The sequence below is a fragment of the Streptacidiphilus pinicola genome, assembly GCF_003258295.1.
Classification (GTDB): domain Bacteria; phylum Actinomycetota; class Actinomycetes; order Streptomycetales; family Streptomycetaceae; genus Streptacidiphilus; species Streptacidiphilus pinicola.
The window spans coordinates 1-21,387 of the sequence record NZ_QKYN01000136.1; the positions used below are offsets into that span (position 1 = coordinate 1).

Here is a 21,387-nt window from a genome sequence, read left to right on the forward strand (position 1 = left end):
GGGTGGGTGGAGGACGGCAGACAGGCGAGGGTGAGGTCGAGGGGGAGGACAACGGTGGGCGGTTTTGGGAGGACCCGGGGGCCGGTGGATCAAGATCACCCGTACGGGCGGTGGCCGTTGTCGCAGGTCGGGGCGTTAGGACTGCTGGTCGCAGCCCCACTCTCGAGCACCTGGAGTCCGTCGTGCGCCAGCTCGCCTACGCCTTTGTCGCAGCGCTCACCCTGGCTGGGGGAGCCGTCGCCGAGCCTGGGGGGCAGCGGGGTCGGCCGGCGCAGCAGAGTGTCCGTCTGAGCATCGCCTCCGGCCACGACTCGTCGGACGGGGTGGCGGACCTGACCGTCACACGCGAGAGAGGCGGCTACCGGCTGCGCGGCTCCGTCGAGTCGGCGAAGGGGTGTGTCGAACTCAAGGCCGTCACCATGCACTTCGGCGTCTACCTCGGCGGTGACTCCGTCGCCAAGGTCTGTGGGGACGACGTGCACGCGGGCGTGGACGCCTGGACGCACCACTCCGACGTCGTGCTCACCGCGCTCGTGCCGCACGGCATGGACGGGGACTCGAAGATCGTGACCCTCACCGGACGTCCTTAAGAAATCTTTATTTCGGGCGTGCCGGAGGCCGGTGGCGGGGTGACGATAGGGGTGTACGTCGATCGGCAACGCAGCCATCAGGTGGTGGAGAGAATGCTCCCGAACCATTCCACTGAACGGCGCCACTCCCTGCTCCTGAGCGGGCTCGTGGCAGGGCTGATGCTCGTCGCGGCCGCCTGCAGTTCCGGCTCCGGTACCGGTGGTGCAGGAACGAGTGCGAGCCCGGCCACGTCGGCTTCCGCGACCAGTGCACCCGCGACCAGCGCGCCGGCCGGCACGGGTGGGGCCGCGGCGCAGGCCTGTGCGACGGGGGTGGCGCCGGCCGTCAGTGGGTCTGGGCCCAGTGATGTCGCCGCTGCGGGCGCCAGCGTCGCCCAGAACTTCAGCAAGTTCTTCAGTCCCACCACGCCCGCCGCCGAGAAGGTCGGGCTGCTGCAGAACGGTCAGCAGCTGACCGCCGTCCTGCAGGGCTTCGCCGGGAACCCGCTCGCGGCCAAGGCGAGCGTCACCGTGACGGCCGTGCACTTCACGAGCGCGACCACGGCGGACGTCACCTACAACCTGTGCCAGGGCGGCAGCCCCGCCCTGCCCAACGCCAAGGGCAAGGCGGTGCTGGAGAACGGCACCTGGAAGGTCTCGGACACGACGCTGTGCGCGCTGGTGGCGCTCAGCAACAACGGTAAGTCGGTGCCCGGTTGCTCCTGACGGAGTCCTCAGTCGACGCAGGGGATGCCGTCGCCGCCGCCGTTGACCGCCGAGCCCTGGAAGACCAGGTGCGGGGTGCTGCTGGGGCTGGCACCCACGCCGGAACCCGAGCCCGAACCTGAGCCCGACCCGGAGGACGGCGAGGTGAAGTCCGGGCCGAGGACCACCTCGACCGTCCCCGCCGCGATCGCGGCGCTCGCCGTCGCCTGGGTGCTCAGCTTGCCCGCGATCTGGCCGGCGGCGGACTCGGCGCCCGCGCCGTAGTAGACCTTGGTGGCGCCGACCGCCGCGTGGTTGCCGGTGTGGCCCCGCGTGTAGCCGTCGGAGACGAGCGCGTCCAGCTCCGTGCCCGCGGAGCCGGGCTTCGCGCCGCCGTTGAGGACGTCGACCACCGCGTGCGCGGCGGCCTGGGAGGACGAGCCGGCCTTCGGCGTCGAGGACGACGAGGACGACGAGGAGGACGACGACGGGGCGTCGCGGAACAGGTAGGCGACGGTGCGCTGAACCTGGCCGACGCTGACGGTGTTGACGGACTGGGTGCCCTCGCCCGGGATGTAGACGTTCGGCTGGCCGGTGATCGGCAGGGTGTTGAAAGTGACCTTGCCGCCGGAGAGGTTGGGCGCCTGCTGGGCGAAGTCCAGCAGGTTCCAGCGGTTGTCGATGACGACGTCCTTCTTGACCGTGTCGATCAGACCCTGCAGCTTGCCCAGGTCGGACAGCATGCCGTTCTTCTTCAGCTGCGTCTCGGCCGAGGTGATGTACGCCTGCTGGCGGTGGGTGCGGGCGAAGTCGCCGCCGTTGCCGTTGCCGTCGGTGTTGGTCAGGTTGTGTCGCTGGCGGACGAAGGACAGCGCCTGGGCCGGGGTCTGCAGCACGTTCAGGCCGGCGTGGAAGTTCGCCCCCGAGCCCTGGCCCTCCATGGCCGGGTCCGAGGTGGCGTGGTTGAGGCAGACGGTGACCGGGCCGATCGCCTTCGCCACGTCGTAGAAGCCGATCAGGTTGACCTCGGCGAAGTGGTCGATGTGCACGTTGAGGAACTTCTGCACGGTGGTGAGCGTCGCCGCCCGGCCGACGTCGCGGCTGGCCTGCTCCAGCGCGGCGCCCTTGAGGCCCTGGGCTTCAAGGCCCGGCATGGCCTTGGCCTTGGCCAGGCCGTAGGCCTCCTTGATCTTGTGCATGCCCTGCTCGGTGCCGTCGCCGTTGTAGGTCTCGACGTAGTCGTCACGCGGGACGGAGACCGCCTCGACCTTCTGGTTCGGGTCGGCGGGTATGTGCAGCATGATCAGGCTGTTGGTGTTGTAGCCGCCGACGTCGCTGGACGAGCCGGCGTGCAGCTCGTCCTGGACGAACCAGCCGGGCAGGTCGGAGCCGTCGTTGGCCTTACGGCTGTCCAGGCCGATCAGCAGGATGTTGATCGAGTTGTCCAGCTTCGGCGGCGCGTTCTTGGAGGAGACGTCCAGCGCGTCCGACTGCGTCACGCCGTCCGTCAGCTGGCCGTACTCGTACCAGCTCACGCCGGCGATCGCCATGACCACGCTGGAGCCGATCACGGCGGCGGCCCGGCCCGCCTTCAGCGCGCCCGAGGCGCGGGTGGCCCCGGAGGCCGCCGTGCTCCCACCCTTGCGGCTACCCACGACCGTTCCCCTTCACGTTGCGCGCGGACCGTGCGGACAGCGTCCGCGCCACGCCGATCACCAGGGCGCACAGCAGCGCGGCGCCCATCACCGGAAACGCCCCCGCGACGACCTTGAGCAGGTCGGTGCCGAGCTTGGCGCTCTTCGCCGACGAGTCGCCGACCACCAGCCCCGCGAGTGCCATCAGCAGCACGACCGGAGGCGTGCCGGTGCTGACCCACCAGACGCCGGGACGCGAGCAGAGCGCGGCGGCGCCGATCGCGCCGATCAGCGAGCCGGCCCAGAAGACGAGGCCGGTGCCGCCGCTGACCAGCGCCGCGGCCAGCGGCGGCAGGATCAGGACCAGGGCCACGACGGCCGGGTGACGACGTCCTTCGGGCGCGGGCCCGTCCTCCCAGCCGCCGGGCTGTCCACCGGACCGCTGGGTCGGAACGCCGCGGCGCCGCGCGCCGCGTCCCGCCGACTCCTCCGGGTCCAGCACCCTCGGTCCGGGACGACCCCCGGCCGCGCGCCCGCCCGACCCGGCGGGTCGGTCCCAAGCGTCCGTCATCTTCACACCCTTCGTGCCACGCCACTTCGAGCAGCTCTCCGCACACCTGAGGGACGCGTCGTACGTGCTCTCGGTTGCGAGACTTGCGCAATCTAGCAAGTGTTGGCCGGGCCGTGGGTCACTGCTGGTAAGGAAATCGGAAGGGCTGCCTGGATCCTTTGTGATCGGCCGGGGTCGTCAACGTGCCGATGAGCTGCGGCGATGCGGGCGCGCGCGGTCACGGGCGCGCGCTGGGAGCGGAAGCCGGCACGTGCTCTCCCTCACGCCGCGTGCGCGCTCGACGTGGCCTCGGCGGGCTCAGCCCGGCAGGCCGCGTGCCTCGGCCGGGTCGCAGAGTCCGGCCGCCAGGTCGCCGTGCGCGGCGACGCGGGCGATGACGTCCTCGGGCGAGAAGGCGAGGTCCTCCACCGACCGGCACGACTCGACCTCGGACCAGGTCAGCGGCGTGGAGACGCCGGGGACGGGCGTGCGGGTGGCGCGCAGGGTGTAGGGGGCGGACGTCGTCTTCGAGGTGGAGTTCTGCGACCAGTCCAGGAAGACCTTGCCGGTGCGCAGCGCCTTGGTCATCCGCGCCACCAGTAGCTGCGGGTAGGCGGCCGCCAGCCGCTCCGCGGCCGTGCGGGCGTAGCCGACGACCGCGTCCTCCGTCGTCGGCGGCAGCGGCGTGTAGAGGTGGAGGCCCTTGCTGCCGGAGGTGACCGGCCAGCAGGCGAGCCCGTCGGCGGCCAGGGCCTCGCGGACCAGCAGCGCGGCCACGCAGCACTCGACGGCCGTGGCGCCCTCGCCCGGGTCGAGGTCGACGACGAGGCGGTCGTGGCCGTCGCGGCCGGTCGTGAGCGTCCACTGGGGGACGTGGATCTCCAGGCAGTAGAGGTTCGCGGCGGCGATCAGGCTCGGGGCGTCGTCGAGGACGAGGTGCTCGCGCGGGCCCTCCTTGGCCTCGATCACCTCGATCCGAACCCAGTCGGGCGTCTGCGGCGGCGGGTTCTTGGCGACGAAGAGCGGGCCGGTCATGCCCTCGGGGCCGCGCAGGAACGACGCGGGCCGGTCGCGCAGGTGAGGAGCCATGGCGTCGGCCACGCGGGCGTAGTAGTCGAGCATCTCCGCCTTGGTCCAGGCCGGCCACAGCACCTTGTCCAAGTGGGACAGCAACAAGGGTCGACCGTCGACCTGCACTCGTACCTTTTGCGGCATAACGTGTCAATACCCAGCGAAGGGTGCAGCACCCCGCGAAAGGTTCAGCCCATGCCTCGCAGCGTCTGGACGGGCAGCATCACGTTCGGTCTGGTCGCCGTACCGGTCAAGCTCTATCCGGCCACCGAGACGCACTCCGGCCCGGTGCTCCACCAGGTCCACCGGGAGGACGGTTCACGCGTCCGGCTCAAGCGCTTCTGCGAGGCGGAGGACCGCGAGGTGGAGTACGGCGAGATCGCCAAGGGCTGGGACGCGCCCGACGGCGGGGTGGTCGTGCTGACCGACGAGGACCTGGCGACGCTGCCCGTGCCCAGCAAGAAGATCATCGACGTGGTGGCCTTCGTCCCCGCCGAGCAGATCGACCCGCTGCGCTGGGACAGCCCCTACTACGTGGGCCTCGGCGACAAGTCGCCGGCCAAGCCCTACGCGCTGCTGCGCGAGGCGATGCGCGACTCCGGCCTGGTGGCGGTCACCAAGATCACCATGCGCTCCCGGGAGTCCCTGGCGGTGCTGCGTGTCCAGGACGACCTGCTCGTGCTGCAGACCATGCGCTGGCCCGACGAGATCCGCTCGGCGGAGGGCCTCGCCCCCGAGGACGCCCAACTGCGCCCGCAGGAGCTGGCCATGGCCCGCTCGCTGATGGACACCCTCTCCGAGGGCTTCGACCTCGACGGGGAGAAGGACGCCTACGTGGTCGCCCTCGACGACCTGCTGACCGCGAAGGCCCACGGCGCGACCCCCGCCCCCGTCCCGATGGCCGAGGGCGGCGCGGAGGTCATCGACCTGATGGCGGCGCTGCGCTCCAGCGTGGCCGCGGCCAAGGCGAGCCGCGGCGAGGCCACCGGCGAAGCCGCGGACGGGACAGAAGAGGCGGAGGAGGCGCCAGCCCCGAAGGCGCGCAAGCGCGCGGCGCCCGCGCCCGCAGCCGCCGCCAAGAAGACGACGGCCGGGACGGCCGCGCGCACGAAGGCGGCCACGGCCAAGGAGCCACCCGCGAAGAAGACGGCGGCCAAGAAGACCGCCGCCGAGAAGACCGCCGCCGCCCGCAAGTCCGCGCCGCGGCGCGCCTCCTGAGCGGCGCGTCCCCATGTCCCGCGCCCGCACCCCGACCGCCCTCCCCGTCTACGCGCCGATGCTGGCGACGACCGCGCCGCTGCCGCGCGACGAGGCGCACTGGGCGGCGGAGGTGAAGTGGGACGGCATGCGGGTGCTCGTCTACGTCCCCGGCGACGGCTCCGTCCACGTCCGCTCCCGCACGGGTGCGGAGGCGACCGAGCGGTTCCCCGAACTCGCCGCTGTGGCAGAGGCGTTGGGCGATACTGCCGCCGTCCTGGACGGCGAGGTGGTGGCGCTCGGCGTCAACGGCTCACCCAGCTTCGGCGCGCTGCAGGAACGGATGAGCCTGCGCCGCCCCGCCCAGATCCAGGCCGCGCGGCACTCCACCCCGGTGACCCTGATGGTCTTCGACGTGCTCAACCGGGACGGCCACGACCTCACCCGGCTGCCCTACAGCGCCCGCCGTGCCCGGCTGCTCGAGCTGCCGCTCGACCAGGAGCACGGCCCCGTCCGGACGCCGCCCGCCTGGCTCGGTGACCTGCGCTCCGCGGTGGAGTGGACGGAGGCCTACGGCATCGAGGGCATCGTCGCCAAGCGGCTCGACTCCCTCTACGAGCCGGGCCGGCGCTCGCGGGCGTGGATCAAGCACAAGCACCGCCAGTCCCTGGACGTCCGCCTCGGCGGCTGGCTGGGCGAGCCGCGCAGCGGCGGGCTGCGCAGTGTCCTGGTCGGACTGCCGGAGCGGGGCGCGCTGCGGTACCTCGGCGCGGTCGGCTCGGGTATCGGCGTGCACGAGGGTGAGGACCTGCTGGTGCTGTTGCGGCATCTGGAGACGGACGTCTCCCCGTTCCTGGGCACCCCGGCCGACCTGGGCCGGCCGGACTCCACCGTGCACTGGGCCTCGCCGGCCCTGACGGCGGAGGTCGAGTACCAGGAGCTCACCGCGGGCGGGATCCTGCGGCAGCCGGTGTGGAAGGGCCTGCGCGAGGTGACCCCGGAGGCGTGACCTCAGGGGCGTGCCGCTATCCCCTCGCGGAGACGAGGCCGGCCTCGTAGGCCAGGATCACCAGCTGCACCCGGTCCCGTGCGTCCAGCTTGGTCAGCAGCCTCGCGACGTGGGACTTGGCGGTGGCCACGCTGATGACCAGGGTCTCCGCGATCTCGCTGTTGCTGAGGCCGCGGCCGACCAGGGTGAGGACCTCCACCTCGCGGTCGGTGATGCCGGCGAGCTTGCGGACCGGCGCGCCGGATTTGCCGCGGTCGGGGCGGCTGGCGAACTCCGCGATCAGGCGGCGGGTGACGCTGGGGGCGATCAGGGCGTCGCCCGCGGCGACGACGCGGATCGCGCCGAGAATCTCCTCCAGGGCCATGTCCTTGACCAGGAAGCCCGAGGCGCCGGCGCGCAGTGCGCCGTAGACGTAGTCGTCGTCGTCGAAGGTGGTGAGCATCAGGACCCGCGGCGGGTCCGTGGACTCGACGATGCGGCGGGCGGCCTCGATGCCGTCCATGCCGGGCATGCGGATGTCCAGGACGGCGACGTCGGGCCGGACGCTCGCGGCCAGGGCGACCGCCTCGTCGCCGGTGCCGGCCTCGGCGACGACCTGGAGGTCCGGGTTGTCGTTGATCAGCACCCGCAGGCCCGAGCGGACCAGCGGCTGGTCGTCGGCGAGCAGGATCCGGATCTCGGCGGGCGCGCCGCTCGTACCGTCGTCCATACCGTCCTCAGTCGTCGTCACGATGTTGATCATGTCAGCTCCGGTCACCCGGCGGTGGCCGAAGCCGGCGCCTCGGCCTGGTCCGGGCGCTCCGCCTGGCGGCCCGGCGGCAGTGGCAGGCACGCCGCGACGCGGAAGCCGCCCTCGGGGCGGGGCGCCGCGCTGAACTCGCCGTGCAGCAGGCTGACCCGCTCGCGCATGCCGGTGATGCCGAAGCCGGATCCGTGCCCGGCAGGCGCACCCGGCCCGCCCGGCGGACCGTGCACGGCCCCCGCGGTGCGCCCGTCGTCGACGATCTCCAGCGCCAACTGCTCGTCCCCGTAGTCGATCGACACCCGGCAGCAGCGCGCGCCGGAGTGCCGGACCACGTTGGTCACGGCCTCCTGCACGATGCGGAACGCGGACAGGTCGATGTCGCCGGGCAACGGGCGGCGTTCGCCGCGCCAGGTGACGTCGACGCGCACGCCCGCCTCCGTCGTCGTCGCGGCGAGCTTCTCGACGTCGTCGAGGCCGGGCGCGGGGGCGAGCGGGGCGAGCTGGCTGCCGGGTTCCGGATCGGCCTGACGCAGGGCCACCAGGGTGCGCCGCAGGCCGGAGAGGGTCTCCCTGCTGGTCGCCTCGATGGCCTGGAGGGCGGAGCGGGCCTCCTCCGGCTGGCTGTCCAGGACACGGCTGCCGACGCCCGCCTGGATGGCGATGATGCCGATGCTGTGCGCGACCATGTCGTGCAGCTCGCGGGCGATCCGCAGCCGCTCCTCGGTGATCGCCTGCTCGGTGGCCTGCGCCCGGCTGGCGGCGGCGAAGATGCGCCGGGTGCGGACCGAGTTGCCGATCAGCTGCGCGAGCAGCAGCACCAGCAGCATCGGCAGGATGTTGTACAGGCGGTCCGTCGGCATGCCCTGCCCGACCCGGCCCAACTCGTAACCCAGCAGCGTCGCATAGGACATCACCGCGGCCGGGGTGCTCACCTTGCGCGGCTGGGTGGCGCAGACGTAGCACAGGGCGAGCTGCGCGGGCAGCGTCTGCTGCAGGGCCAGCACCTCGACGGGGTAGTCCGCGGCGGTGCTGGTGTAGAGCACGAGGCCGAGGAAGAGCCCCATGCTCGTGCGCGGGTAGCGGCGCAGCAGCAGCGAGCCGAGGGCGATCCAGACGGTCACCGTCAGCGGACCCTGGTGCTCGGTGCCGTTGCGGATGCTCAGCGGATTCGGGGCCAGGTTCAGCACGAAGAGGATGACCAGCAGCGTCACCATCGCCTGCCCGAGCCCCGTCCACACCCCGGGAGGGATGCGGGAGAGCAGCGGAGGACGGGGTACGGCGGTCATGCCGTCGAGCCTAACGGCCGCTCCGCTTCCCGGCATCGACCTGCGGGCTTACGCCTGTGGGCTACACCGACGGGGCCCGCCGTCCGCCCCGGGCAGGTGGCGCCGTCCTAGGATCGGGGCATGTCGCTGCCCCACGCCATCCTCACCGCCCTGCTGGAGAAGCCGTCCTCGGGGCTGGAGCTGACGCGGCGGTTCGACAAGTCGATCGGTTTCTTCTGGGCCGCCACGCATCAGCAGATCTACCGGGAGCTCGGCAAGCTGGAGCAGGGCGGGCTGATCCGGGCCATCCCCGGCCCGCCGGCCCAGGGGCGTCGCAAGGAGTACGAGGTGCTGCCCGAGGGTCGCGCCGAGCTCGCCGCCTGGGTGTCGCGCAGCGACCCGCCGCGGCAGCTGCGCGACCCGCTCGCGCTGCGGCTGCGTGCCGCGGCCGTCGTCGGCCTCGGCGACGTGGGCGCGGAGGTGCGTCGCCACCTGGACCTGCACGCGGCCCAACTGGACGCCTACCGCGCGATGGAGACCCGTCAGTTCCCGCCGGACCGGCGGGAGACGGCGGAGGCCCGGCTGCAGCACCTGGTGCTGGAGGCCGGTATCGAGATGGAGCGGTTCTGGACGGACTGGCTGCGCCGCGTCGACGCCGCCGTCACGGACCTGGCCGAGTCGGAGCCCGCCCGGTCGGAGCCGGCCGCTTCGGAGGGGGCCGGAGGATGAACGGGTTCAGCTATCCCGAGGTGGGTGCCACGCTGCACGGCGGGGGCCTGCGCCCCGGCTACTCCCGCCTGTACCACCGGGTCCGGATCGGCCAGGGCACGGACGCGTTCCGCGTCGCCGCCGAGGCACTCGGGACGTTCCGGATGCACCGCCGCCTCCCGGTGGGCGTCACCGCCTCCGCGCCCCGCGCAGAACTCGGCGCGGACGTCACGGTCACGCTGGCGGGAGTGGTCCGCGCGCCGTGCCGGATCGTGTGGGTCGTCGACGAGCCCGGCCGTTACGGCTGGGCCTACGGCACCTTGGCGGGCCACCCGGAGTGCGGCGAGGAGGCGTTCCTGCTCACGCTCGCATCCAAGGGCGACGTGTGGTTCGACGTCATCGCCTTCAGCCGGCCCGGCGGCCGCGCGGCGCGGATGCTGGGCGGGCTGGTCCCGGTCATGCAGCGTCTCTACGCCCGCCGTTGCGGCATGGTCCTGCGCGGGATCGCCAGGACCGCGCCGGGCGCTGTGGCAGGCTGAACCCGTCAGCCGCACCACCACGGACGGAGCAGCGATGGCGCACGGCACGCACCAGCACGGCCACACCCACGGTCACGCGCACGACGTCGACGAGCCGCTCTTCGCCGCGCCCCGCCCGGGGGACGCGAAGCGGATCGCGTTCGTGTGGCCGTTCGTGCGGGAGCAGCTCGCGGGGCTGGGCCCGGGGTCGGTGCTGGAGATCGGCTGCGGCGCGCTCGGCGGGTTCGTACCGCTGCTGCGCGCGGAGGGTCATCGCGCCGTCGGCGTGGACCCGCAGGCGCCGGAGGGGCCCGGCTTCGTCCGCGACCGGTACGAGGACTACCGGCCCGACGCCGACGAACTCCCCTACGACGCCGTCGTCGCCTGCCTCTCGCTGCACCACGTCGAGGACCTGGACGCGCTGCTGGCCTCCCTCGCGTCGCGGGTGCGACCTGGCGGGCTGCTCGTGCTGCGCGAGTGGGCGCGCGAGGAGATGGACGAGGCGACCGCGCGCTGGTGCTTCGACCGGCTCCCGGCGGAGCAGACCGAGGACAGCCCGGCGTGGTGGATCGCGGGGCACCACGAGAGCTGGCGGGAGTCCGGCGGCAGCTGGGAGGAGTACTTCCAGGGCTGGGCCGGGGAGCACGGCCTGCTGACCGGAGCGGCCATGCTGCGCGCGCTGGAGGGCTCGGACTTCGAGACGGAGCTGCTGGAGCGCGACGCCTACTTCCACACCGCGCTGGCGGGCGTCACCGCCGAGGAGGAGCGGACGGCGATCGAGGCCGGCGCGATCCGGGCCAACGGCCTGCGCTACGTCGGCCGGCGCCGCGCGGCGTGAGCGTGGGCGCGCCGCACCCGTCGGACGCCCGTTGGACAGCGAACCGTTACGGGCAGCAGACTCGCTGCTCATGAGGGCACCCGGAGACGCAGCCGTGGATGATGCAGCGGTGGGAGACGCAGCCATGGGGGACGCGGCCGTGATCGCGGCGATCGACGTCGGCGGCACCAAGATCGCGGGCGGTCTGGTCGGCCGGGACGGCACCTTGCACCACCGCGTCGAGCGGCCGACCCGGGCGCGGGCCACCGATCCGGCGGAGGTGTTCCTCACCGTCGCCGAGGTGGTCGCCGACCTCGCCGCGGACCCGCGCTGGGCGCGGGTGGACCGGGTGGGCGTCGGCAGCGCGGGCCCGGTCGACATCGGCAAGGGCACGGTCAGCCCCGTCAACATCTCCGCCTGGCGCGGTTTCCCGCTCGTCGCGGAGGTCCGCGCGCTGCCGCAGGTGGCGGGCGCGCCGGTGGCGCTGGGCGGCGACGCGGTCGCGATGACCGCGGCCGAGCACTGGCGCGGCGCGGCCCGTGGCTTCGCCAACGCGCTCTGCCTGGTGGTCTCCACGGGCGTCGGCGCCGGGCTGGTGCTGGACGGCAAGGTCTACCCGGGGCCGACCGGGAACGCCGGTCACCTCGGCCACATCACCGTCGACCTGGAGGGCGAGCCCTGCCCGTGCGGGTCGCGCGGCTGCCTGGAGCGGGTGGCCAGCGGCACGGCCATCGCCGCCTGGGCCGTGGGCCAGGGCTGGCGCCCGGCCGGTGACGAGGGGTCAGCATCCGCCGCGGCCGTCGCGGAGTCGGCGCGGGCCGGCGACCGGGTCGCGCTCGCCGCCTTCGACCGGGCCGCACGCGCGCTCGCGGCCGGGATCGCCGCGACGGCGACGCTGGTCGAGCTCGACGTGGCGGTCCTCGGCGGCGGTGTGCTCCGCGCGGGCGAGCTGCTGCTGGCTCCCCTCCGCCGTCACCTGCACTCCTACGCGACGCTGCCGTTCACCCGTCACCTGACGGTGCGGGCGGCGGAGCTGGGCACGGACGCCGGGCTGATCGGGGCGGCGGCGCTGGCGCTGGACTGAAGGAGCCCGCTCGAGGCAGGCCGTCCGAAGATCAACCTTCGGCATGTCATATCAGCTCAATTCGGGCGAATCCCTTGTAATGGGCTTCATGAGTCTGCTGCGAGAGAACGCGGTTCTCGCCCTGTTCGTGTGTCTGGCCCTCGGATATCTCGTGGGCAAGCTGCGCGTGGGACCGATCACCCTGGGCGGCATCTGCGGCACGCTCAGCGGTTCGCCGGGCGGGCCGGCGCGATGGTCCGGCAGGACAGCGCGGACTACATCTACATCTCGCTCGGCATCTGCGCGGGCGTGCTGCTGGGCATGATCAACGTCCGCGCGGGGTCGGCGAACCTGACCCTGGGCGCGGGCGGCGGCTGCCTCATCTCCGGCCTGGTCTTCGGCTGGCTCCGCGCCCAGCGCCCGACCTTCGGCGCGTATCCGCCGGTGGCCGCGCAGACCGCGAAGGACCTGGGCCTGTCCGTCTTCATCGCGGTCACCGGCATGGCGGCCGGCCCCGACGCGGGCCCGCTGCTCAGGCAGTACCCGGTGCTGCTGCCCGCGGCGGGCATCGTCATGGTGGTGATCCCGGCGTTCCTGGGGCTCCTCGTCGGACGCAGGTTCCTGAAGATCGAGAAGCCGATCCTGATCGGCGCGATCGCGGGTCAGCAGTGCAGTACCCCCGCCATCACGGCGGTCACGAACGTGGCCCAGAGCAGCGTCCCGATGCTGGGCTACACCATCACCTACACGCTCTCGAACTTCCTGCTGCCGCTGACCGGCCCGCTGCTCGTGGGCGTGCTGGGGCTGCGCACCTGAGGTTGTCGGTGGTGCCGGTTAGAGTCCAGGGTATGGAGACGAAGGTCCACTGGGTCGACGTGCTCACGCCGCTGCCCACCGGGCCGGTGCGGGTGGCGGTGACGGAGCGCGGCGTCATAGGCGCCACCTTCGGGCCGGGGGACATGCTGCACGAGACGCGGGGTGAGGTCGTCGGGGCGCCCGCGCCGGCCGGGGACGAACGGGCGGCGCGCGTCGCCGCCCGGCTGGGGGAGTACTTCGCTGGGCGGCGTCGTGCGTTCGAGCTGCCGCTCGACTGGCGCTGGACGGACGGGGTCCAGCGCCAGGTGCTCCAGACGCTGGAGCGGACGGTGGGCTGGGGCGAGACCGTCACCTACGGCCAGTTGGCCGCGCGCAGCGGCGCCTTCGAGGCGGAGGTGGAGCAGCACCTCGCCGCCCGGGCGGTGGGGCAGATCATGGGGTCGAACCCGCTCTTCCTGCTGGTGCCCTGTCACCGGGTGGTCGCCGCGGACGGACTGGGCGGCTTCGGGGGCGGCGAGGCCGGGATGTCGGTGAAGCGCTGGCTGCTGACGCTGGAGGGCCACCTGCCGCCGACGCTCGACTGGGACGGCCCAGCCTGAACCCGTAGGCGGCGCACAGCAGCGCGAGGACGCCGAGGGTGAGGAAGGCCAGCCGGTAGGCGCCGGCGGGCGGGCCGGCCGCTGCTCCCGTCGTCGGCGTGCCCAGCACCAGGGAGGCCGTGACGACGGCGGGCGCCAGCGCCGCCGAGGTCTGGCGCATGACGGTGCTCAGCGTCGCGGCCTGGGCTGCGTCCGCGCGGTCGAGGGTGGTGAGCGAGGCGGCGGTGAGCGGCAGGTAGACGGCGCCCATCGCCAGGCCCAGCAGGAACATGACGAGACGGAAGGTCCACAGCCCGGTGCCCGCGCCGGTGGCGCCGCCCGCCCAGAGCTCGACGGCGGCCACGCCCAGCAGGCCGGCGCCGACCAGCGGGCCGGGGCCGACGCGGTGGTAGACGCGGCCGACGACCTGCACGGTGAGCAGGATCCCGACCGCCTCGGTGCAGGTGGCCGTGCCGGAGTCGAGTGCGCTGCGGCTCTGCAACTGCTGGACCACGAGGGGGACGAGGAACATCGCGCCCAGGAAGGGCACCAGGCCGAGCGCGCCCAGCAGGCTCGCCCGGCGGAACATCCGGTCCTCGAAGAGTCGGACCCGCAGGGCGGGTCGGCGTGCCCGCCACTGGTGGCGCACGGCCGCGACCAGCAGCGCCGCGCCGCCGAGCAGTGTGGCCAGCACGGCCGGCGCGCCCCAGCCCAGGTCGGGCCCGGCGCAGACGCCGTACATCAGCGCGCCCAGCCCGCTCCCGCTGAGCAGCAGCCCGGTCGTGTCCAGGTGCCGGTCCCGAGCCGCTCCGGACCGGTGCTCGTCCAGGAAGGCCAGCCCGAAGGCGACGGCGGCGAGGCCGAGCGGCAGGTTGACCAGGAAGACCCAGCGCCAGCCGAGGCTGTCGACCAGGACGCCGCCGAGCACCGGCGCCAGGGCGGGGGCCAGTTGCTGAGGGATGATCAGGATGCGGGAGAGCCGCACCTGCTCCCGCTGGCTGAAGGTGCGGAAGAGCAGGCCCTGGCTCACGGGCGTGAGCAGGCCTGCCGCCGCGCCCTGCGCGGCGCGGAAGACCACGAGCTGCGGCAGGCTCTGGGCCAGCCCGCAGAGCGCGGAGGCGAGGGTGAACAGGGTCAGTCCGAGCAGCAGCATCCGCCGCCCGCCGTAGTGTTCCAACAGCCAGGCGGAGGCGGGCACCGTGACGCCGAGACAGACGGGATAGACCACGACGACGCTGTCGAGGGCGGTGGGGGAGAGGTGGAAGTGGTGGCCGATGGAGGGGAGGGCCACGGTGGTGATGACACCGTCGACAATGACGAGGAACACCGACGCGAGGTACATGACGGGTACGGCGATCTGCTGCTGACGCAGTGTGGTCACAAGTACTGAGGGTACTCACTATGTGGGTACTCATCAAAACATTTCGAGGACGGGCGCCAGATGGGCAAGCAGCGACGGCACGGCAGCAGCGACGTCCTGATCGACGAGCTCTTCGACACCACGACGGAGCTGCGCGCGTACGTGGAGGGCAGGCTGCGCCCGCTCGGCGCCTCGGTCGCCCGGCTGCGCGCCCTGCGGATCCTCGCCCGTGAGGGCGAGCCGCTGCGCATGCGCGACCTGAGCGAGATGCTGGGGGTCGCCGCGCGGACCACCACCGCGATCGTGGACGGCCTGGAACGGGACGGGCTGGTGGAGCGCGTGCGTCACCCCGAGGACCGGCGCGCCTTCCTGCTGACGCTCACCGAGTCGGGCCTGCGGCACCACACCGAGGCCGAGGCGGAGGACGCGCGGGCGCTCGCCGTCGCGACGGGCCCGCTGAGCCCCGCGGAGCGCGAGCAACTGCGCGCGCTGCTCGCCAGGATGAGGGCCGCGGTCAGCCCCGGGTAGGGCCGGTGGGGGTGGCTCAGCCCTTCCGGGCCGATGCGATGATCTTCTCCACGGTGTGGTGGAACCGGCCCGTGCCCTGCACGCCGAAGGCCTTCTCCAGCAGCGGCACGGGGTTGGCCGGGCCCTTGCCGTCGACGACGCGGTAGTGCAGGTAGGCGGTGGCGCCGTGCAGGCCCACCACCTCCCAGTCGCCCCGCTTGCCGGCCTGCGGCAGCACCTGCGGATCCAGCGGGCCGGTCGTGAAGAGCAGGCTGAACCGCTCGTGCGCCTCGGGCGGTTTCGCGCCGAACGGCGCGGCCGCGTAGGCCTCCTCGACCTCGGCGAGGGTGTAGAGGGCGGTCGGGATCGCGAAGCCGAAGGCCTGCTCCAGCCGCTGCTCGATCTCCGCCCGCAGCTTGGCGCGGTCCTTGCCTGCGGTGGCGAAGAAGGCGTTGCCGCTGGCGATGTAGGTGCGCGCCGGGCCCAGGCCGAGCCCGTCGAGCTCGGCCCGGAGCCGGGCCATCTCCACCTTCCGCCGGCCGACGTTGACGGCCCGCAGGAAGGCGACGTAGGGGATCTGCTCAGCGCTCATGCGCCGATCGTAGGCCGTGCTCCCGCCTGCGGGCCTGCTACCAGGCGTAGTCCTCGGGCGCGGGCTTGTGGCCGGGGAAGATCCGGTCCAGCTCGGCCAGCGTGTCCTCGTCCAGGACCAGGTCCACCGCGGCGAGCGCGGTGTCCAACTGCTCCGCCGTGCGCGGGCCGATGATCGGCGCGGTGACGGCGCTCTGGTGCAGCAGCCAGGCGAGGGCGACGGTGCCCGGCTCGGTGCCGAGCTTCGCGCACAGGTCCTCCCACTGCTGCAGCTGGGCGAGCTGCGCCGGGTCGAGGGTCTTCAGCCGCTCCGCGCTGCGCGTGCCGTCCGCGTTCTCGGCCGCCTTGCGCAGCACGCCGCCCAGCAGCCCGCCCTGCAGCGGGGACCAGGCGATCACGCCGAGCCCGTGGTACTGCGCCGCCGGCAGCACCTCCAGCTCGACCGTCCGCTGCATCAGGTTGTAGTACGACTGCTCGGCCACCAGGCCCACGTTGTTCCGCCGCGCGGCCGCGCCCTGCGCGGTGGCGATGTGCCAGCCGGCGAAGTTGCTGCTGCCCACGTAGAGGATCTTGCCCTGCTGGACCAGGACCTCCATCGCCTGCCAGATCTCGTCCCAGGGCGTGGCCCGGTCGACGTGGTGCATCTGGTAGAGGTCGATGTAGTCCGTGCCCAGGCGCTTCAGGCTCGCGTCGCAGGCACGGCGGATGTTCAGCGCCGAGAGCTTGCCGTCGTTGGGCCAGCTGCCCTCGGTGCCGGGCGTCGGCATCGCTCCGTACAGCTTGGTGGCCAGCACCGTCCGCTCGCGGCGGCCGCCGCCCTTCGCGAACCAGCTGCCGATGATCTCCTCGGTACGGCCCTTGCCCACCTGCTGTCCGTAGGCGTTCGCGGTGTCGAAGAAGTTGACGCCCCGGTCCAGGGCGGTGTCCATGATCGCGTGCGCCGGCGTCTCCTCGGTGCGCGGACCGAAGTTCATCGTGCCGAGGCAGAGCCGGGAGACGGACAGGCCGGTGCGGCCGAGTGAGGTGTAGTCCATGCGGCTACCCTCGCCCGGCCGCACGATCTTGTCGAGAGCGCCCCTGAGGGCGGGTCAGCGGACCAGGACGTCGACGCTGCCCGAGACCCGGTCCAGCCAGCCGTTTCCGGTCGGGCGGCTCTTGGCGATCAGCCGCGCCCGGAACTGGACGCGCCCGAACGACGTGGCCCGCACCGAGCGCCCGTAGGCCGACCACGGCCGTCCGGAGCAGCCGAGCGCGAACCAGCCGCCGTTGCCGATCCGCTCGTCCAGGCAGGCGAAGGTATAGCGCACCGAGTCGTCCCCGCCGGACGCGGTGACCTGGATGTTCTGCCCTATCCGCACCGCGTGGGCCGACACCTGGACGTAGGCGCCGGACTTGGCGTAGGCGGTCCCGGTGAGCGCGGTGCCGCCGATCGCGACGGCGGCGAGTCCGGTGATGGCGGCGGCTCGGACGCGATGGATGGAGTTGACGGACATACGGCATTCCCCCGGGGCCGGCTGGCATTTATGCAGAGCTTACGCAAGCACGGACGCAGAAACGCGCACACCCGTTCCCTTCTGTCCGTCGAAAGAGGGACGCGACGGTGCGCTGATCGGATCGTCTGCTTCTCTCGGAGGGTGCTCGGGTAGACTCTGGGGTGATCGAAGGGGAGTAGCCCCGACCGGACCGTCGACATACTGGCGGGCTTCACGGCCCGCCCGGCGCCCGGGGCGCGAGCCGCCAGCAACGGCCCGCGTCGGCGAGACCTTCGGCCGCAGCAGTCGTACCCGACCACGTGTTCGCACTGGCTGCCGCGCCGAAGCGTCCCCGAGGTCGTGGGCTCCGCGGCGTCGGCACCACCTGATCCTGAGGACCACCCTTCCGTGAGCAGCTTCGCCGTCTTCGGCATCACCTTCGGCGTCATCTTCCTGGCCGAGCTCCCCGACAAGACCGCGCTGGCCAGCCTGGTGCTCGGCACGCGCTACCGCAGCTCCTACGTCTTCGCCGGCGTCGCGGCCGCGATGGCCTGCCAGGTCGCCCTCGCCCTCGTCGCCGGCCGGCTGCTGGCGCTCCTCCCGCACCGCGCGCTCGAGGCCGTGGTGGGCGGCCTCTTCGTGCTCGGCGCAGTGATGCTGCTGCTGCACAAGGAGGACGACGAGGAGGAGGGGGAGGGCCGCACCCCCCGCTCCGACAGCTTCTGGCGCGTGGCGGGCGCGAGCTTCGCCGTGATCGCCATCGCCGAGTTCGGCGACCTGACCCAGATCGCCACCGCGAACCTCGCCGCCAAGTACGGCGACTGGCTCGCCGTGGGCCTGGGCAGCTGGCTCGCCCTCTGCGCCGTCAGCGGCCTGGCGATCCTGGGCGGGCAGAAGCTGATGCAGCGGGTGCCGCTGCACGTGATCCAGCGCGGCGCCGCGCTGATCATGCTGGTGCTGGCCGGGATCAGCATCTACTCGGCGATCGCCGGCTGAGCGGGCTGAAGGTCAACGGGCCGACGGCTGAGCGGGCCGTGGCTGAGCCGGGGGCCTCAGCCGTTCCCGTTGTTGCCGCCGTTGCCCGCCAGCACCTGGGCCATCTTCGCCTGCGAGTTCGGCCCGTAGACGCCGGCCGGGTCGCCCTGGACGTTGTACCAGCTCTGGAACGTGCTGACGTCCTGCGCGGTGCGGTCGTCGTAGGTGCCGCTCGGCTGGCGGCGGTCGATCCAGAGCTGACGCAGGTCCTGCTGCAGCGCCGTCACGGCCGGGCCGGACGCGCCGATGCTCAGCGAGGTCGACTGCGGCGAGCTGGAGGGCGAGGCCGAGTGCGACGGTGAACGGCTCGCCGACGGGGAGGGCCGGTGGCGAGGCGACGGGCTCTGCTTCGGCGCGTGGCTGTGCGAGGCGCTCGGGCTCGGTGACGCGACGGTGCTGAGGGACGGCGTCGCGGACGCCGTGGCCGCGTCGACGGAGGGCGCCGCGGCCTGGACGGCGGGTGCGCCCGTGGACGGGCGCGTCAGCAGCGCCGCACCGGTCCCGATCAGGACGAGCGCGAGCGCCCCGCCGGTGAGTGCGAGCACCTTCCCGCGCCGCGGACCCGAGGGCCCCGGCTGCGGCTCGCGCGGCGTCGGCGGCCGGCCCTGCGGCCGCGCGGTCTGCCGGGGCGGTGCGCCGGGACCGGGTGGGACCGGCGGCAGGACGGTCGTGTGCTCCACGTCCGCCGCCCAGACCTGCGGCGCGCTCGGGGAGTCCGCGCGGGGCCCGACCGGGGCGTCCTCAGGGACGGGAGCGTCCCCCTCGGCGGCGCGCACGTACGGGCGGACCAGCGCCGGGTCGCCGTCGAGCGGCGGCAGGACCGTCGTCTCGTCGTCGCTGCCCGAGCCCTGACCGACGGCTCCGCCGTCCCCGTCACCTGGCGGAAACGCCATCATTCCCCCTGCTCGGGCCGCACATGCGAACGTGCCGAATGGCTCGACTGATGCGTCGATCGGGGCGATTATGCAGCATCCGTGCGAACGGGCGAACAGCAGATCGTCAGTCGGATCGTCAGTCGGTCAGCACCCGGGCCGGGGCCTCCAGCGAGTCGTCGGCCAACGTGCGCAGCATGTCCAGCAGTTCGGCGTGCTGCTCGGGGGAGTAACCCTCCAGCTTCTCGCGCAGCTGGTTCAGCCGCGCATCGGAGAGACGCTGGACGACGTCCTGTCCGGCCGGAGTCAGGGTCAGCACACCGGCAGGGTCGCGCTGGACGCGCCCGGAAGCGACCATCGCGTCCAGCTTCGGGCGGATCTCGACCGAGCTGACCTTCAGTCGTCGGCAGATCTCCTCCTCGGTGATCGGGCCCGCGTGGTGGAGCCGGAACAGCCCGTAGGCCTGCGGGACCGAGATGTTGATCCCGGAGCGGTCGATGGCGCGCCCGTACCGCTCCCAGATGTTCTCGCGGCTGGAGAGCCGCGTGATCATGCCCTCGATCTCCTCCGCCGAGCTGCGGAACGCGGGCGGCCCGGCTCCCTCGACCTGGTTGGTGCGCGTGGCCGTGCGCAGCGGGACCTCGCGCAGGAAGAGCGACAGGACGAAGGCCAGCACCGTAATGCCGGCCGCCACCAGATACACCGTCTGCAGCGAGACCGCGAAGATGTGCAGGAACGGGTCGAGCAGCGGCTTGAGCGCGGGCGGCGCCTTCTGCACGCTGGTCGGGTTGGCCAGCACCTGCTTCGCCGGGAACTGCGGGGAGAGCGTCCCGTCCTTCTGCGCGGTGGCGATCTTCGAGGTCAGCTGGTTGTTCAGCACCGTCCCGAAGATCGACGCCCCGAAGGAGCCGCCGATGGACCGGAAGTAGGTGACGCCGGACGTCGCCGTGCCCAGGTCGGCGAAGTCCGTGGAGTTCTGCACGGCGATGATCAGCACCTGCATCACCAGACCCAGCCCGAGGCCGAGCACCAGCATGTAGAGGCCCATCACCGTCGCGCTGGTCTTCTCGTCCACCTGCGCCAGCAGCACCAGCGCCACGCAGGTCAGCGCGGTGCCCATGATCGGGTAGATCTTGTAGCGCCCGGTCCGGGAGATCAGCTGGCCGGTGCCGATGGAGGTGATCAGTACGCCCGCCATCATCGGCAGCAGCCGCAGCCCGGACTCGGTGGGCGAGTTGCCGTTGACCACCTGCATGTAGAGCGGGATGTACGACAGCGCCCCGAACATGCACAGGCCGATGACGAAGCCGATCCCCGAGCAGACCGTGAAGATCCGGTTGCGGAACAGCCGCAGCGGCAGCACGGGCTCGGGCGCCCGCTGCTCCCACCAGATGAACAGCGCGATGAGCACCACCGCGCCGACCGCGCAGCCCCAGACCTCCGCCGAGTTCCACTTCCAGGTCGTCCCGCCCAGGCTGGTGATCAGCACCAGACAGGTGGAGGCAGCCGCCAGAAGTGCCGTGCCGAGGTAGTCGATCCGCGGGCGCGTCTCCGGTCGCTTGGCGTGCAGCGCGGTCGCGATGACGAACAGGGCGACCGCGCCGACCGGCAGGTTGACGTAGAAGACCCAGCGCCAGTTGAGGTTGTCGACCAGGAACCCGCCCAGCAGCGGTCCGACCACCGAGGACACCCCGAAGACGGCCCCGATCACCCCCTGGTACCGCCCGCGCTCACGCGGCGGCACGACGTCGGCGATGACGGCCATCGCCAGCACCATCAGCCCGCCGCCGCCCAGGCCCTGCAGCGCGCGGAACGCGATCAGCTCGGTCATGTTCCGCGCCTGGCCGCAGAGCGCGGAGCCCGCCAGGAAGATGACGATGCAGATCAGGAAGATGTGCTTGCGCCCGAAGAGGTCGCCCAGCTTGCCCCACAACGGGGTGGTCGCGGTGGCGGCCAGCATGTACGAGGTGACCACCCAGGACAGGTGGTTCGCCCCGCCCAGGTCGCCGACGATCGTCGGCAGCGCGGTCGAGACGATGGTCTGGTCGAGCGCGGCGAGGAACATGCCCAGCATCACGCCGAGAAAGACCAGCCGGACCCTCCGGGCACTCTCCGGCGTGGGCTCCTGCGGACGCGCGTCAACCGCCTGCTGCTGGGCCATGCCCCCAGCAAACCCCGCTGACGCGGGCCCAGCCCGCCGGTAAGCCCGAACGAGTGAGTTGCACCATCCAGGGGCGCGAGGAACTGCGCGAGGAACCCACCCGTGGCGGATGGCCCTGCGCGCTCGGGGCTCTACCCGCGTGGG

21 protein-coding genes and 2 pseudogenes are annotated in these 21,387 nt (G+C 72.7%); 12 read left to right on the plus strand and 11 right to left on the minus strand.

Going from position 1 to position 21,387, the window contains the following annotated elements; genetic code table 11:
• Positions 1 to 182 precede the first annotated feature (182 nt).
• Entirely contained in the window at positions 183 to 590 is a 408-nt protein-coding gene (locus DN069_RS30630; RefSeq protein ID WP_111506491.1) for a hypothetical protein, read from the plus strand.
• A gap of 93 nt (positions 591 to 683) precedes the next feature.
• Positions 684 to 1,295: an MTB12 C-terminal domain-containing protein gene (locus DN069_RS39570; RefSeq protein ID WP_133260091.1), complete on the plus strand. Its 612-nt coding sequence runs from the start codon at positions 684 to 686 to the stop codon at positions 1,293 to 1,295.
• Positions 1,296 to 1,303: 8 nt separating this feature from the next.
• Here the strand turns inward: DN069_RS39570 and DN069_RS30640 are convergent, their stop codons facing one another.
• The 3 genes from DN069_RS30640 to ligD (DN069_RS30650) form a co-directional block, all read right to left on the minus strand.
• Positions 1,304 to 2,929, minus strand: coding sequence for an LCP family protein (locus DN069_RS30640; RefSeq protein ID WP_243639952.1), 1,626 nt, complete (start codon positions 2,927 to 2,929; stop codon positions 1,304 to 1,306).
• A complete protein-coding gene (locus DN069_RS30645; RefSeq protein WP_133260092.1) occupies positions 2,922 to 3,479 on the minus strand; it encodes a DUF6542 domain-containing protein in 558 nt (185 codons plus the stop codon). Before DN069_RS30645 ends, DN069_RS30640 begins: the two co-directional genes overlap by 8 nt.
• 297 nt (positions 3,480 to 3,776) lie before the next feature.
• Complete coding sequence (ligD, locus tag DN069_RS30650) at positions 3,777 to 4,634, minus strand: non-homologous end-joining DNA ligase (protein WP_341538515.1); 858 nt, start codon at positions 4,632 to 4,634, stop codon at positions 3,777 to 3,779.
• 90 nt (positions 4,635 to 4,724) lie between these two features.
• Here ligD (DN069_RS30650) and ku point away from each other — a divergent pair, with 90 nt between their 5' ends.
• The gene (ku, locus tag DN069_RS30655; RefSeq protein WP_111506495.1) at positions 4,725 to 5,747 is read left to right on the plus strand and encodes a non-homologous end joining protein Ku; all 1,023 of its coding nucleotides are present in this window, start codon (positions 4,725 to 4,727) and stop codon (positions 5,745 to 5,747) included.
• Between the two features lie 13 nt (positions 5,748 to 5,760).
• Positions 5,761 to 6,735 carry a non-homologous end-joining DNA ligase gene (gene ligD, locus DN069_RS30660; RefSeq protein WP_111506496.1) on the plus strand — a complete coding sequence of 325 codons (975 nt, stop codon included), beginning with the start codon at positions 5,761 to 5,763 and terminating at the stop codon, positions 6,733 to 6,735.
• A 16-nt stretch (positions 6,736 to 6,751) separates the two neighbouring features.
• Here the strand turns inward: ligD (DN069_RS30660) and DN069_RS30665 are convergent, their stop codons facing one another.
• Together DN069_RS30665 and DN069_RS30670 are read right to left on the minus strand one after the other, a co-directional pair.
• The gene (locus tag DN069_RS30665; RefSeq protein ID WP_111506531.1) at positions 6,752 to 7,444 is read right to left on the minus strand and encodes a response regulator; all 693 of its coding nucleotides are present in this window, start codon (positions 7,442 to 7,444) and stop codon (positions 6,752 to 6,754) included.
• A 44-nt stretch (positions 7,445 to 7,488) separates the two neighbouring features.
• A complete protein-coding gene (locus DN069_RS30670) occupies positions 7,489 to 8,766 on the minus strand; it encodes a sensor histidine kinase (RefSeq protein WP_111506497.1) in 1,278 nt (425 codons plus the stop codon).
• Positions 8,767 to 8,886: 120 nt separating this feature from the next.
• On the opposite strand from DN069_RS30670, the gene DN069_RS30675 reads away from it, so the two are divergent.
• The 6 genes and pseudogenes from DN069_RS30675 to DN069_RS42975 form a co-directional block, all read left to right on the plus strand.
• Positions 8,887 to 9,474, plus strand: coding sequence for a PadR family transcriptional regulator (locus DN069_RS30675; RefSeq protein WP_111506498.1), 588 nt, complete (start codon positions 8,887 to 8,889; stop codon positions 9,472 to 9,474).
• The gene (locus DN069_RS30680) at positions 9,471 to 9,992 is read left to right on the plus strand and encodes a DUF1990 domain-containing protein (RefSeq protein WP_111506499.1); all 522 of its coding nucleotides are present in this window, start codon (positions 9,471 to 9,473) and stop codon (positions 9,990 to 9,992) included. Before DN069_RS30675 ends, DN069_RS30680 begins: the two co-directional genes overlap by 4 nt.
• A 34-nt stretch (positions 9,993 to 10,026) precedes the next feature.
• Complete coding sequence (locus tag DN069_RS30685; protein ID WP_111506500.1) at positions 10,027 to 10,809, plus strand: class I SAM-dependent methyltransferase; 783 nt, start codon at positions 10,027 to 10,029, stop codon at positions 10,807 to 10,809.
• A gap of 124 nt (positions 10,810 to 10,933) precedes the next feature.
• Positions 10,934 to 11,872 (plus strand): ROK family protein, encoded by a 939-nt coding sequence (locus DN069_RS30690; protein WP_111506501.1) that lies wholly within the window; start codon positions 10,934 to 10,936, stop codon positions 11,870 to 11,872.
• 225 nt (positions 11,873 to 12,097) lie between these two features.
• A pseudogene (locus DN069_RS30695) lies at positions 12,098 to 12,667 on the plus strand (aspartate-alanine antiporter-like transporter); the annotation flags it as partial.
• Positions 12,668 to 12,810: 143 nt separating this feature from the next.
• Positions 12,811 to 13,167, plus strand: a pseudogene (locus DN069_RS42975) (methylated-DNA--[protein]-cysteine S-methyltransferase); the annotation flags it as partial.
• Here DN069_RS42975 and DN069_RS30705 read toward each other — a convergent pair.
• Positions 13,100 to 14,626 carry a DHA2 family efflux MFS transporter permease subunit gene (locus DN069_RS30705; protein ID WP_424556347.1) on the minus strand — a complete coding sequence of 509 codons (1,527 nt, stop codon included), beginning with the start codon at positions 14,624 to 14,626 and terminating at the stop codon, positions 13,100 to 13,102. The pseudogene DN069_RS42975 and the gene DN069_RS30705 overlap by 68 nt on opposite strands.
• Before the next feature lie 60 nt (positions 14,627 to 14,686).
• Here DN069_RS30705 and DN069_RS30710 point away from each other — a divergent pair, with 60 nt between their 5' ends.
• Positions 14,687 to 15,133, plus strand: a complete 447-nt coding sequence (locus DN069_RS30710; protein ID WP_111506503.1) for a MarR family winged helix-turn-helix transcriptional regulator — start codon at positions 14,687 to 14,689, stop codon at positions 15,131 to 15,133.
• Positions 15,134 to 15,149: 16 nt separating this feature from the next.
• Here the strand turns inward: DN069_RS30710 and DN069_RS30715 are convergent, their stop codons facing one another.
• The 3 genes from DN069_RS30715 to DN069_RS30725 are packed head-to-tail and all read right to left on the minus strand — an operon-like array spanning position 15,150 to position 17,196.
• Positions 15,150 to 15,704, minus strand: coding sequence for a DUF1697 domain-containing protein (locus tag DN069_RS30715; protein ID WP_111506504.1), 555 nt, complete (start codon positions 15,702 to 15,704; stop codon positions 15,150 to 15,152).
• A gap of 37 nt (positions 15,705 to 15,741) precedes the next feature.
• Positions 15,742 to 16,737 (minus strand): aldo/keto reductase, encoded by a 996-nt coding sequence (locus DN069_RS30720; protein WP_111506505.1) that lies wholly within the window; start codon positions 16,735 to 16,737, stop codon positions 15,742 to 15,744.
• Between the two features lie 54 nt (positions 16,738 to 16,791).
• A complete protein-coding gene (locus tag DN069_RS30725; protein ID WP_111506506.1) occupies positions 16,792 to 17,196 on the minus strand; it encodes a hypothetical protein in 405 nt (134 codons plus the stop codon).
• A gap of 387 nt (positions 17,197 to 17,583) precedes the next feature.
• Here DN069_RS30725 and DN069_RS30730 point away from each other — a divergent pair, with 387 nt between their 5' ends.
• The gene (locus DN069_RS30730) at positions 17,584 to 18,171 is read left to right on the plus strand and encodes a TMEM165/GDT1 family protein (protein ID WP_111506507.1); all 588 of its coding nucleotides are present in this window, start codon (positions 17,584 to 17,586) and stop codon (positions 18,169 to 18,171) included.
• Between the two features lie 56 nt (positions 18,172 to 18,227).
• Here the strand turns inward: DN069_RS30730 and DN069_RS30735 are convergent, their stop codons facing one another.
• Together DN069_RS30735 and DN069_RS30740 are read right to left on the minus strand one after the other, a co-directional pair.
• Positions 18,228 to 19,103 carry a peptidoglycan-binding domain-containing protein gene (locus DN069_RS30735; protein WP_133260093.1) on the minus strand — a complete coding sequence of 292 codons (876 nt, stop codon included), beginning with the start codon at positions 19,101 to 19,103 and terminating at the stop codon, positions 18,228 to 18,230.
• Between the two features lie 118 nt (positions 19,104 to 19,221).
• Positions 19,222 to 21,243: an MFS transporter gene (locus DN069_RS30740; protein ID WP_111506509.1), complete on the minus strand. Its 2,022-nt coding sequence runs from the start codon at positions 21,241 to 21,243 to the stop codon at positions 19,222 to 19,224.
• Positions 21,244 to 21,387: the final 144 nt, after the last annotated feature.